The following is a 12,937-nucleotide window of genomic DNA, read 5'->3' as shown; positions in this document are numbered from 1 at the left end:
AATTACGTTAATCCCGTAATAAAAACATTCCTACATCATCATGAGTGATTAAAAAAAATGATATTATACTGAAGATATGTCAATTTTCACAAGAGGGAAATTTCCTTTTTTTTAATAAAAACAGATATTGCTTGCAGTTCTATTTAAGAAATAGCCAAAAGCTTGTGTTTTTGTGAAAAATTATAAAATCGTTCAAATCGATATTATATTCGTTGAAAAACATGAAGTCGTACCGGATATTTTCTTCTTTCTATAGTTTTCTATCCTGAAGTGCGAAAACTTTTCTCAATAAATCAGTGGTTCTGGAACTTAACTTAGTTCTGATTTCTTTTTCTTCTACAGCAATCATTGTATACACACCGTCCAATGCTTCGCTGGTAACATAGTCTGTAAGATCAGGATTCACATTACTGGTAAAAGGAATGGAGTTGTATTTATTGATGATGTTAGACCAAACTCGATCTGCCCCAACTTTAGAAAGTGAACTTTTGATAACCGGATTAAACTTGGAGTAAAGTGCGGTTTTTGTTGTACCTCTTAAGTATTGAGTGGCTGCATTATTATCACCAAGTAGAATTTGTTTGGCATCATCAAAAGTTATTTGCTTTACGGCATTTACAAAAATTGGAGTCGCTTCTTTAACAGCATCTTCTGCAGCGCGATTAAGAACTTTTAAACCTTCATCTGCTAAATTGTCAAGGCCAATATCTCGCAAAGCTTTGTCTACTTTTTGTAATTCGTCCGGCAATACAATTTTAACTAATTCATTTCTAAAAAAACCATCCTTTTGTGTGAGCTTTGTTACTTGCTTATCAATCCCTTTATCTAATGCTTGTCTTAAACCATTACCTATATCTACATTACTAAGACCCACTGATCCTCCTTCTTGAGGTAAGCTTTCTATTACTTGTTGTAATTCGGCACAACTGGATAATTGAAATATAACGAATGCTAAAAATATTCTTTTCATCTGTTTTTATGTTTATTGTTGTTAATTGTCACACTTCGACATAGCTCAGTGTGGGAATGGAATCGCCATTTCATCATATCGGTTGGTGTCAACCTAGTTGCTATGGCTTATTTCATAATTTCTTATTAGATTTGAGATGATAATGATTCATATGAATTCAAAGTTACTTTTTTTCATACTATCTATTTTAATCATTTCTTGTAAAAATAGAGAAGATCAAATAAAAATAGGGTCACAGACCTCTTATAATTATGATCAATATATAACTATTCTGGGAATTGCTCAAGATGGTGGGTATCCACATATTAATAATACCAGCGAGTTTGAAAATGTTAGAAAAGGTAGATATCACGAAGAGCTGGTGGTCTCTTTAGGAATCATAGATCGACAGGAAGAAAAGAAATTTTTGGTAGAAGCTACTCCTGATATGTCAAAACAATTGGCAATACTTGATGCAGATCATTTGAAGAAAGATCCGATTATTGACGGAGTTTTTTTAACGCACGCACATATAGGCCATTATACAGGTCTTATGTTTTTTGGAAGAGAAGCGATGGGGGCTAAAAATATAAAGGTGTTTGCTATGCCGAAAATGCTATCTTTTCTTGAAAATAATGGACCTTGGTCTCAATTAGTCGATTTACAAAATATAAAGATGAATCCATTGCAGGATGAGATTTCTGTTGATATCACTAAGCACATAAAAGTGACACCATTTTTGGTACCACATCGAGATGAGTTTTCTGAAACCGTTGGATATAGAATTCTTGGTAAAACGAAATCAGCTTTATTTATTCCTGATATTAATAAATGGTCATTATGGGAAAAAAGTATCGTAGATGAAGTGAAAAAAGTGGATTATGCGTTTATTGATGCAACTTTTTTTAAAGACGGAGAAATTCCAAGACCTATGGCAGAGGTTCCTCATCCCTTTATACAAGAAACCGTTGCCTTATTCAAAAATGAGTCAAAAGAGGTGAAATCTAAGATTATATTTATTCACTTTAATCATTCTAATCCCTTAATTGATTCAAAAAATAAACAAAGAATCACCTTAGAAAAAGAAGGGTTCAGATTTGCAAAGACCAATGATGTGTTTGGATTATGAAAAGATAACTGTTTTGTTGTTGTACACTAATACTTTTCTTTCTACGTGATGTTTGATGGCCCTGGATAATACGATCTTTTCCAGATCACGACCTTTCAGAATAAAATCCTGCACATTATGAATATGTGACACTCTTACTATTTCTTGTTCTATGATTGGACCTTCATCAAGGTCAGAGGTTACATAATGACTAGTAGCTCCAATTATTTTTACACCACGTTCATAGGCAGAATGATATGGTTTTGCACCGGGAAAAGCTGGTAAGAACGAATGATGAATGTTGATAATCTTATTAGGAAACTGGTTTACAAAATTTTCAGAAAGGATTTGCATGTATCTTGCCAACACAATAAAATCAATCTTATGTTCTTTTAGCAGGGCTATTTGCATTGCTTCGGCTTCAGCTTTATTGGTTTTATTTACAGGTATGTGTTTAAAAGGAATTTTAAAATTGTCTGCAATAGGTTTCAGATCTTGATGATTACTAATAATCACCGGAATATTTACTTTTAGTTCACCAGATGCGTGTCTTCCTAGAATATCATACAAACAATGATCATATTTAGAAACAAAAAGTGCCATTTTGGGCTTCTTTTCGGCGTCATACATTTCCCAATGCATATTGTAATTATCGGCCACTACATTATTAAAAGATTCTTTAAACAATGCCAGTTTTTCTTCATCCTGATCAAACTCACATTCCAATCTCATAAAAAATTCGCCTAATTCTCTATCTACGTGTTGTTCTATATAAACGGTGTTTCCTTTTTTGGCTAAAATGAAATTGGTTACGGTGGCGATAATGCCTTTTTTATCCAAACAATTAATTAGAAGGGTTGTTTTTTTCATGCACAGGTTGGGTTGACGATTCTATTTTCGGGTTATAAACTTACTATTTAAGTAGCTAAAGGTTATAATAATTTCTTACAAAGCTGTAGTGTTTCATTCGTTTTTAAATAAATTAAAATAGAAGTGAGGTTTTTGTAAATTATTTATAAAAAACAAAGGCTGATTTTAGCAAAAATCAGCCTTCTTTTCATCTGTAATGATATTAGATTTACTTGATATCTTCGATTACATTATTTATTAATGTTTTTACATGATCTTTATGTGCCTTGGACATTTTATCTCCACTTCCGTTAGAAACCATAGATCTGATTCTTTTTAAATTATATAGAGCCATAGATTTAGAAGCATAGGTATAGTTTGGACCTTTTGCCTCGGGCTTGCTAATAATATTAATTAATCTTCTGGTATATTCTAATTGAAGATTTTGTCTGAACGTATTTACTGATCCGGCAGCATCTGCTTGAAAAATAGCATTATTTAGGTCAGTCATAAATTCTGATAATGTATACTTATTTCCATATAATTCAGAATCGGTGATACGTTGCAAGGTATTAGGATGTAGAATATGATCCAATACTCTTTTTTGATATCCTAGTACAAGATCATGGATCTTTGGATCTTCTGGACCACCAAAGAAATTATAACCTCTTCGCTGCATCGCGATATAATTATAAAGATCATTTGGAGCTTTGTAAGCGTCAGGAGCAAATACATATTTTTGTAAAGCAACCATAGCTCTTTTTTGATCTTCGTAACCAACAGGTATGTAGGGCTTGGCATTAGCATCTTGTCCTACCATACTTCTATCTACATAAACACCTCCAATAAATCTAGAAATTACATCCCCAGCTCTTCCATATTGACTTCTTAATATATAAAATGCTTGTCTTAGTTCTTGATAGGATTCTCCTTTTTTGCTGAACTTCAATTTAATCTTATTCATCATATCATTTACTAATTCCATTCTGTTAATAGAATAGGTAATTTGATCATTAGACATATCCCCAATCATAACCCTTGGATCAATAGCTTTTCCTGGAGCACGCATATCATCCGCATCGTTACCAAAAATAAATTCAGGTTTATTGGATTGACTAGCTATTTTTTCTAATTCATTTTCAGAGTCTACAGGAGTGTATCCGTATTGTATAGCCCACTTGTCATAAGGACCTACAGTTGTAGAATAATACTGTCCTTGTTTAGACTTATCATTTGTTACATTAATAGCGGTATAATCCATTACGGATCCGGTAAGACATTTTCCTTTAATGAACTCTGGATTGTTTAACTCTTCTGGCGAGAATAATTGACTCGCTTTCATATTGTGGTTTAATCCTAAGGTATGACCAACCTCGTGCATAATAAGCTCCTTCATGGATTCCATTTTCATACCTTTCATCTCATTATCATTTGCACCATATGCAGTTAGCGCTGCTTGTCCAAACAAAGAGTTTTCTTGCATCAAATGGCCATAAGAACAGTATTGATGTTTATCTTTCGTTATCATTGGATAAGCATTTTCTTCTGTTTGATCACCAACCGTAAGATTAAATAATCTGTCATATATCACAGTTCCTCTATGATATACGTACTCTAACATAATATCTGCTCCTAATATTTCACCTGTTCTTGGATTGACAAAACTAGGGCCATATCCACCAAACGGAGGTCTTGGAGAAGATGTCCATCGTAGTACATTGTAACGAATGTCTCCTGCATCCCAATCAGCGTCGTCTGGTTGAACTTTTACCACCATTGCGTTTTTGAAACCTGCTTTTTCAAAAGCGTTGTTCCATTCTAAAACAGCTTCTTTGATAGTTTCTCGAAACTCTACAGGCGTGGTGTTTTCGATCCACCAAACAATGGGTTGTACAGGCTCAGAAAGTGCCAGGTTTGGATCCTTTTTTATCAGATTCCAGCGATGGATTAAGTCTCTGTAGGGTGTTGGACTCGTAGAAGTCATATCGGTAACTTGCGTAAAAAAGTAACCAATTCTTGGATCATCAAATCTTGGTTGGTAGTCATTGTCCGGCATTGCAATCAAGCTATGTTCTACTTTGATGGTAACATTCCTGCCATCAGTTACTGCTTCAGAACCTCCATTAAGTATATTAGAATTTGAGTATACATAGTGAGTATTTACATTCAGGTTTTCTGGATAATTTTTGATAGTCTTAATCTTTGTTTTTTCTTTGCTTAAAGAACCAACTTTAAAAGCAAATGGTGATTGCCCCGGAAAATTTGGCATTTTGATTTGTTCAAAAGTCTCTTTGAGAAAAAGATCGTCCGACTCTATCAGATATAATCCTTTGTCTTCATCCTGTGCTTCAATTTTCAAACTTGCCATAATACCTTCACTTATATTAGCATTAGATGCTTTAGATAAAGCATTGTTTTTATCGAAATAGAAAGAAGCATTCTGTGTAATAAATTCAATCTTGTTAAAATGTTTTTCGATTTTAAAGACTTTATCGCTTCCATATGCCCCTCTAAAAGCACCGGCTTCTAAAACTCCATCAGAAATTTGACTGAAGTAGATAAATTCTTTCCCGATCTGATCCTTTTTAATGAGCATTTTAGTTGTACCATCGATGGTATCTCTGTACATAGTGAATAAACCTTCAATTTTTTCACTTTTTTTAGTAAGATCTTCAATGGATTTTTCTTTAGAGTCTTTTTTAGCTGCGTCTACTTGCTCCGTTTCCCCTTTTTTTGATTTTTTCTTTTTCTTACGTTGTGCTTCCAGGTCTTGGATCCCTAACCCGAAAACAAAAGCAAGAGATAAGAAAAATAACTTGTTTTTTGATGATGTAATTTTCATTTTAAAATGTATTTGATTTCAATAATTGCGGAATATATTACTTTCCACACTTAGTTAAAAGCGTTTAACAATTGTGTTAACATATTATTAATAGTTATTTGTTGGGTGTAATTGAGTTTTGTTACAAGATTTGGAAAGAATAAGTATTAAATTTGAACTATAAATAATGAAATAAGCCATAGGGTTAAATAAATTATATAATTCTAAAAAAATAATCCTTTTTGGTGCGTATTTCGTAAATTAGCAGCTCTAAAAACACCTTTTATTGTCAATGGAACAAATTGCACCTTACAAACCAAAGAATAAAGTTAGGATCGTTACTGCAGCGTCATTATTTGATGGACACGATGCAGCGATAAATATTATGCGTCGTATTATTCAATCTACAGGAGTAGAAGTCATACACTTAGGACACGACAGAAGTGTTGAAGAAGTGGTGAATTGCGCCATACAAGAAGATGCAAATGCTATCGCTATGACTTCATATCAAGGAGGTCATAATGAGTATTTTAAATATATGTATGATTTGCTTAAAGAAAAAGGTGCATCCCATATTAAAATCTTTGGAGGGGGAGGAGGTGTAATCCTGCCAGAAGAAATTAAAGAGCTCATGGATTATGGAATCACCCGCATCTATTCTCCTGATGATGGACGTGAATTAGGACTGCAAGGAATGATCAATGACCTGGTAAAGCAAGCTGATTTTCCGATTGGTGATAATCTAAACGGAGAAGCTGATCATCTAGCCGATAAAGAAATTGGATCCATTGCCCGTGTGATTTCTGCTGCAGAGAATTTTCCGGAGATAGCAAAAGAAACTCTTGATCAAATACACGAAAAAAACAAAACCTCAAAAACTCCGGTTCTAGGGATTACCGGTACCGGGGGAGCAGGAAAATCTTCTTTGGTAGATGAACTGGTGCGTCGATTTTTAATTGATTTTCCTGAAAAAACAATAGGGTTGATTTCTGTCGATCCGTCTAAACGTAAAACAGGCGGTGCTTTGTTAGGAGATCGTATTCGTATGAATGCAATAAATTCTCCCAGAGTATATATGCGTTCGCTAGCTACCAGACAATCTAATTTGGCCTTGTCTAAATATGTAGCAGAGGCAATCGAGGTTTTAAAAGCAGCAGAATTTGATCTAATAATCCTCGAAACTTCAGGTATAGGGCAATCAGATACAGAGATTCTGGAACATAGTGATACTTCTTTATATGTAATGACTCCAGAGTTTGGTGCAGCCACCCAGTTAGAGAAAATTGATATGCTCGATTTTGCCGATTTAGTAGCGATCAACAAATTCGATAAGAGAGGATCTCTGGATGCGTTAAGAGATGTGAAAAAGCAATATATGCGTAATCATCAGCTATGGGATATTCCACAAGATGATTTACCGGTGTATGGAACTATTGCTTCGCAGTTCAACGATCCCGGAATGAATACGCTTTACAAAGCCATTATGGATAAGGTGGTAGAGAAAACCGGAGCAGATCTAAAATCTGATTTCCATATCTCTAAAGAAATGTCTGAAAAAATATTCGTAATTCCACCAAGTAGAACACGATATTTATCCGAGATTTCAGAGAATAACAGAGCGTACGATAAAACTGCAAATACACAAGTAGAAGTTGCGCAAAAGTTATACGGAATTTACAAAACTCTCTGTAGTGTTGCTAATCTGGATTTTATTGATTTATCTAAAAATGGTATTGATGAAGAAAATCTCAGAAAAGCAAAGAATAATGATAATGAAGTTTTTTTGAAATTATTATTAGCTGAATTTGATCGGGTAAAACTAAACCTGGACCCCCATAATTGGGAAACAATAACAGGTTGGGCGGCAAAGGTTCAGAAGTACAAAGATCCGATATATTCTTTCAAAGTTAGAGATAAGGAAATTAAAATTGAAACACATACAGAGTCGTTATCCCATAGTCAAATTCCAAAAGTAGCGTTACCAAAGTACAAAGCTTGGGGTGATATTCTAAAATGGTGTCTCCAAGAGAATGTTCCCGGGGAGTTTCCTTTTGCATCCGGTTTATACCCTTTTAAACGTACTGGAGAAGATCCAACGCGTATGTTTGCAGGCGAGGGCGGTCCCGAAAGAACCAATAGACGTTTTCATTATGTAAGTTTAGGAATGCCGGCAAAACGTTTGTCAACAGCTTTTGACTCGGTTACTCTTTATGGAAATGATCCTGATCACAGACCAGATATTTATGGTAAAATAGGAAACGCCGGAGTTTCTATCTGTTGTTTGGATGATGCTAAAAAATTATACTCTGGTTTTGATCTTACGCACGCGATGACCTCGGTGAGTATGACCATCAATGGCCCAGCTCCGATGCTATTGGGGTTCTTTATGAATGCCGCCATTGATCAAAATTGTGAAAAGTACATCAAACAAAATAACCTTGAAGCCGAAGTAGAAGCCAAAATCAAGAAGATATATAAAGATAAGGGAGTAGCTAGACCAGCGTATCAAGGTGAACTTCCAGAAGGTAATGACGGATTAGGGTTAATGTTGTTGGGTGTAACCGGTGATCAAGTGTTACCAGCCGATGTGTACGCTGAGATTAAGGCAATGACCTTGAATACTGTTCGTGGAACTGTACAAGCAGATATTTTAAAAGAAGATCAAGCGCAAAATACCTGTATATTCTCTACAGAGTTTGCATTGCGATTAATGGGAGACGTACAAGAATATTTTATCGAAAAGCAGGTACGCAACTTTTATTCTGTTTCTATTTCTGGATATCATATTGCTGAAGCTGGAGCGAATCCAATTACTCAGTTAGCGCTCACTTTAGCTAACGGATTTACCTATGTAGAATATTATCTGAGTAGAGGAATGGATATTAATAAGTTTGGTCCTAACTTATCATTTTTCTTTTCCAATGGTATTGATCCTGAGTACGCTGTAATTGGTAGGGTTGCTCGAAAGGTTTGGGCAAAGGCTTTAAAACATAAATATGGTGCCAATACAAGAGCACAGATGCTTAAATATCATATCCAAACGTCTGGTCGTTCTTTACACGCTCAGGAAATTGATTTTAACGACATCCGTACCACCTTGCAAGCATTATATGCCATCTATGATAACTGTAATTCATTACATACCAATGCCTACGATGAGGCGATTACTACACCAACAGAAGAGTCTGTTCGTAGAGCCATGGCGATTCAGTTGATTATCAATAAAGAATTAGGATTAGCTAAAAACGAAAACCCAATTCAGGGATCTTTTATTATTGAAGAATTAACGGATTTGGTTGAAGAAGCCGTGTTAACTGAGTTTGATAGAATTACAGAACGAGGAGGAGTATTAGGAGCTATGGAAACTATGTACCAGCGCAGTAAAATACAAGAAGAAAGTTTGTATTATGAAACCCTAAAACATAACGGAGAGTTCCCAATTATAGGTGTAAATACATTCTTAAGCTCTAAAGGATCACCAACGGTAACTCCGGGAGAGGTAATCCGCGCCACTGAAGAAGAAAAGCAATATCAGATTACAATGCTAAACGAATTGCATAAAGGAAATGCCAACGAAACATCAGAACTACTCAAAGACCTACAACATAAAGCAATTAATAATCAAAACATTTTTGAAGCATTAATGGAAGTTTGTAAAAAGTGTTCGCTTGGACAAATCACTTCTTCATTATTTGAAGTTGGTGGGCAATATAGACGAAATATGTAAGCAGACTCTTGCTTATGCTTATGCAAAAACTTAGAGATCACTTACCTCAAACTTGTTTTGCGGTCTTTCATCAAATAGGAAAGAGAAAATCCTGTCGACAGACGGGATTTTTCTTTTACTTTAGTTTTTCTATCTTTAGAGAAATAGTAAGGATGTATGCAGAGAGTGGTTTTTATATTTCTTATTTGTACGGCAACTTTTGCTCAAAATTATCAAACAGGAAAAGTTATTGATTCGATATCGGTTTCCAATAATACAAAGGAAACATTTACAATGTATCTACCCGATTCATTTGACCCTGGTTCAGAATCTCCTGTGGTTTTTATTTTTGATCCGGGCGCTCAGGGAAAAAGAGGTATCCGTCCGTTTATCAAAGCCTCTGAGAAGTATGGATACATACTAATATGCTCTAATCACACAAAAAATGGTCCTTATGATCGTAATTTTGAGATCACCAATCGTTTGTTTGAATTTATCTTTGCCAATTTCAAGATAAAACAAAATGAAATGTATGTATCAGGCTTTTCCGGAGGTTCCAGATTAGCTGCTGCCATCGCAGTATTAACAAATCAAATTGCAGGAGTGGTTGGCTGTGGTGCTGGATTTTCGCAGGAACAGGCTCATATTCCAACTTTTCAGCAATTTTCTTATGTTGGTGTATGTGGTAATCGAGACATGAATTATCAGGAAATGATACACGCAAAAGGATATCTTCAAAAATTAAATTTCACGAATACTCTGATTACCTATGATGGAAATCATACCTGGCCACCCGATGACCAAATTTTAGCGGCGTTTGATTGGCTCGAAACGCAGGCACACCTAAAAGGTATTAAGGATATAGAAGCTGACGAACTTTATAAAAGTTATGAAAAAGTATGCCGTACGGCCTTAAAGGCAGAAGAAAACAATGATCTGCTAATTGCGGTCGAAAATTATGAACGTGCAATAAATACTTATAATTCTTTTTATAAGCTAGACAGTGTATCAGATAGATTAAAGAAGATTCATCATAGCAAATCTTACAAAAGCTTGTTGAAGTCAGTGTCTAAAATTTTTGATAAAGAAAAACAGTTAACTAGAAAGTTGACATCCCGAATTTTTGAGGATTATAAAAGTCCTGATCAAATTGATATTGCCTGGTGGGAAAAAGAGCTGAATAAACTAGAGAAGATAAATAAAAACGACGATCCTGAAACAGAAAAAATGCTGGAAAGACTGAAATACCAGCTTTTTGCTACTTCTTATGCTGTTAATCAGATTAGTAATACTAAGTCTAATGAAAAGCAAGAAGAACTCACTGGAATGATTAGAAAACTGGCGTTTAGGAAAAAATAAGCAATATTAAATTATAGGGTCATAATCCAATTACGTTGTAATCGCTTGAACTTCTTGATTTCTTTGCGAAGCAATTTAACAAAATCCCTACCGTTACTTTCTGAATACTCTAAACGTTGACAATTTTTATAAAGTTTGTTTGTAAGATATTCTAACGAAATCGCGTGTTTTAGACGATCATTCTGGAAAGGTTGATTTTCTGCTTTGATAATTTCCGGAACCAAAGAATCAGAATCTTTAATAATATCACCGGTAAAATAAATATAAGGATTTTCGCTTCCATTTTTTTCTAATGGAGCTAAATCATGAACTAGATACTTAGAAACACTTTTGGATAATATTAGTATTTCCAAGGCCTTTTTGTAAAGTCTTATATTTTTTGGGCTTGATTCCATAGCTAAGCCAAATTTAAGAGTATTTAAAACGAAATGGCTTTCAACTCTAAAGTAAAAAGAGTATTTTGCCTTAGAAAATAAGGTATAAGACATAGTTTACTTAAAATAATAATGGATTCAATAAATTGGAAAATTCTTCAATTACTGCAAGAAAATGCAAGATTACCTAATGCAGAAATTGGTAGGAAAGTAGGATTAAGTTCTCCGGCGGTGGCAGAAAGAATTAAAAAGATGGAGGATTATGGTATCATAGAGGGATATACTACAAAAGTTTCCTATGCTAAAACAGGATATCAATTAAAGGCAATTATTACTTTAAGAGCTTTTATGGGGCGTTTAAAGCCTTTTTTGTCAAAAATACCGGAGTTTAGTGAAGTGCTTAATTGTTACAGAATTACGGGTAATGAAAATATTATCATGGAAGTAGTTCTAGAAGATCAAGCACATCTTCAGAGTTTTATCGATAGATTGATCACCTATGGCGAAGCAAAAACACATATTATTTTATCTCACGTAGTAGAAAACAACCCTATTCTTAATAGAAAAGAATGATTAATCCAATATGTGCTATCTTTAGATTGTTATGTATGTTACTTTAGAGCTTTATGTCACCGCGATAGTATGTTTGATTACTGCATTTGTAATTCAAAGGATTTATCATAAAGAAAAGATTAAAAATCAACCTTCTATCTCCATCCAAGGAATAAAATGGTTTGGTTTAGCCATTTTTTTATGGGGTTTCGGAGCTTTAATACATCTCGTACTCGTAGAATTAGTAGAAATTAAATCAACTCATAAGGTAGTTATTTATTTAGGGGTTTTTATATCTTTAGCTAATTCGCTAAGTATTCTACTTTCGCTTCCCTCTATAGAGCATCAGAAGGAACGCAATATAGTTGTTAGACTGGTACAGCGTTTCTCTGAGAAAGAATTTGTAATTCTTTTTAGTGGAGTACTATTGATGATCTCGTTTGTTTTTGTGGTTTCTTCGTATAGTAATACAGAAATAAGCAATAATTTTATTTGGCTTATCGATATTCCGATTTCGTTAATAGTAGCATTTGCATTATTAAACGAACTTAACAAGGCGTTCGCTAATAGAAATATGAAATTTATGGTATTCCCTTGTTTCATGTTATTTGTATTAATTGTGATTGCAGTAACGCATAGGATGATCCCTCAGGATAAAGCTTTAGAGTATATAGATCAAAATTTTTGGAGTTTATTTGGTGTGATCACAGGCTTATCATTTAAGTTTTTATTTATTCTATTATTCTCTATTTTGTTGTATAGTTGGAAATTTCTTTCAGAAAAAGAACTTAAACAAACAGAATTAGAGATGCTTGCTAAAGAAAAAGAAGAGCTGTTAAATAAGCAAGAAAAGCTCTTATTGGCAAATGAAAGTCATTTAGATACTATTTCCTCTCTACAAAAACGACTGAAGGAAAGTGATTTAAAAATTAGATCACTTATGGAGTCGACAAAAATAGAGTTATCGGATCGCCAAAAAGAAGTTCTGGGCAACTTAGGCGTTTGTGGAGCCCATAAGTCCTATACCGAAATTGCAGAAGAGATGAATATCAGCTTAGACGGTTTTCAAACTCACATCTATCAGATTAAAAAGGTGCTTAAGATTAGCGGAGCCGGCGGAAAAGAACAATTAATCGAATTTGCTAAAGCTAACCAACTTCTAAAATATGCCAGCATTATAAATAAAGATGCTGATTAAGCATATGCTTAACCATTCTCA

General features: G+C 34.3%; 9 protein-coding genes. 5 read left to right on the top strand and 4 right to left on the bottom strand.

Features of this window, described 5'->3' with window-relative positions:
* Positions 1–250: 250 nt before the first annotated feature.
* Entirely contained in the window at positions 251–970 is a 720-nt protein-coding gene (locus ACE94K_RS21145; protein ID WP_378177248.1) for a DUF4197 domain-containing protein, read from the bottom strand.
* 151 nt (positions 971–1,121) lie between these two features.
* On the opposite strand from ACE94K_RS21145, the gene ACE94K_RS21140 reads away from it, so the two are divergent.
* The gene (locus ACE94K_RS21140; RefSeq protein ID WP_378177245.1) at positions 1,122–2,078 is read left to right on the top strand and encodes an MBL fold metallo-hydrolase; all 957 of its coding nucleotides are present in this window, start codon (positions 1,122–1,124) and stop codon (positions 2,076–2,078) included.
* Here the strand turns inward: ACE94K_RS21140 and purU are convergent.
* Together purU and ACE94K_RS21130 are read right to left on the bottom strand one after the other, a co-directional pair.
* On the bottom strand, positions 2,073–2,927 hold the full coding sequence (gene purU, locus ACE94K_RS21135; protein ID WP_378177243.1) for a formyltetrahydrofolate deformylase: 855 nt from the start codon (positions 2,925–2,927) through the stop codon (positions 2,073–2,075). The genes ACE94K_RS21140 and purU overlap by 6 nt on opposite strands.
* Before the next feature lie 208 nt (positions 2,928–3,135).
* Positions 3,136–5,748, bottom strand: a complete 2,613-nt coding sequence (locus ACE94K_RS21130) for a zinc-dependent metalloprotease (RefSeq protein WP_378177240.1) — start codon at positions 5,746–5,748, stop codon at positions 3,136–3,138.
* A 271-nt stretch (positions 5,749–6,019) separates the two neighbouring features.
* On the opposite strand from ACE94K_RS21130, the gene ACE94K_RS21125 reads away from it, so the two are divergent.
* Together ACE94K_RS21125 and ACE94K_RS21120 are read left to right on the top strand one after the other, a co-directional pair.
* Positions 6,020–9,454 (top strand): methylmalonyl-CoA mutase family protein, encoded by a 3,435-nt coding sequence (locus tag ACE94K_RS21125; protein WP_378177237.1) that lies wholly within the window; start codon positions 6,020–6,022, stop codon positions 9,452–9,454.
* 156 nt (positions 9,455–9,610) lie between these two features.
* Entirely contained in the window at positions 9,611–10,792 is a 1,182-nt protein-coding gene (locus tag ACE94K_RS21120; protein WP_378177234.1) for a hypothetical protein, read from the top strand.
* 11 nt (positions 10,793–10,803) lie between these two features.
* On the opposite strand, the gene ACE94K_RS21115 is transcribed toward ACE94K_RS21120, so the two are convergent.
* Positions 10,804–11,187 (bottom strand): hypothetical protein, encoded by a 384-nt coding sequence (locus ACE94K_RS21115; RefSeq protein ID WP_378177231.1) that lies wholly within the window; start codon positions 11,185–11,187, stop codon positions 10,804–10,806.
* 111 nt (positions 11,188–11,298) lie between these two features.
* Between ACE94K_RS21115 and ACE94K_RS21110 the strand changes: the two genes are divergently transcribed.
* Together ACE94K_RS21110 and ACE94K_RS21105 are read left to right on the top strand one after the other, a co-directional pair.
* A complete protein-coding gene (locus ACE94K_RS21110) occupies positions 11,299–11,739 on the top strand; it encodes an Lrp/AsnC family transcriptional regulator (RefSeq protein ID WP_378177228.1) in 441 nt (146 codons plus the stop codon).
* A gap of 31 nt (positions 11,740–11,770) precedes the next feature.
* Positions 11,771–12,916 carry a helix-turn-helix transcriptional regulator gene (locus ACE94K_RS21105; protein WP_378177226.1) on the top strand — a complete coding sequence of 382 codons (1,146 nt, stop codon included), beginning with the start codon at positions 11,771–11,773 and terminating at the stop codon, positions 12,914–12,916.
* Positions 12,917–12,937: the final 21 nt, after the last annotated feature.

The sequence above is a fragment of the Aquimarina besae genome (assembly GCF_042434905.1).
Taxonomy (GTDB): domain Bacteria; phylum Bacteroidota; class Bacteroidia; order Flavobacteriales; family Flavobacteriaceae; genus Aquimarina.
Note: the sequence above shows the minus strand (reverse complement) of the source record. Positions and strands in the feature narration are given on the sequence as shown.

Coding starts and splice junctions, on each gene's coding strand:
- ACE94K_RS21145 (WP_378177248.1), bottom strand. CDS start 970: ATGAAAAGAATATTTTTAGCATTCGTTATATTTCAATTATCCAGTTGT.
- ACE94K_RS21140 (WP_378177245.1), top strand. CDS start 1,122: ATGAATTCAAAGTTACTTTTTTTCATACTATCTATTTTAATCATTTCT.
- purU (WP_378177243.1), bottom strand. CDS start 2,927: ATGAAAAAAACAACCCTTCTAATTAATTGTTTGGATAAAAAAGGCATT.
- ACE94K_RS21130 (WP_378177240.1), bottom strand. CDS start 5,748: ATGAAAATTACATCATCAAAAAACAAGTTATTTTTCTTATCTCTTGCT.
- ACE94K_RS21125 (WP_378177237.1), top strand. CDS start 6,020: ATGGAACAAATTGCACCTTACAAACCAAAGAATAAAGTTAGGATCGTT.
- ACE94K_RS21120 (WP_378177234.1), top strand. CDS start 9,611: ATGCAGAGAGTGGTTTTTATATTTCTTATTTGTACGGCAACTTTTGCT.
- ACE94K_RS21115 (WP_378177231.1), bottom strand. CDS start 11,187: ATGGAATCAAGCCCAAAAAATATAAGACTTTACAAAAAGGCCTTGGAA.
- ACE94K_RS21110 (WP_378177228.1), top strand. CDS start 11,299: ATGGATTCAATAAATTGGAAAATTCTTCAATTACTGCAAGAAAATGCA.
- ACE94K_RS21105 (WP_378177226.1), top strand. CDS start 11,771: ATGTATGTTACTTTAGAGCTTTATGTCACCGCGATAGTATGTTTGATT.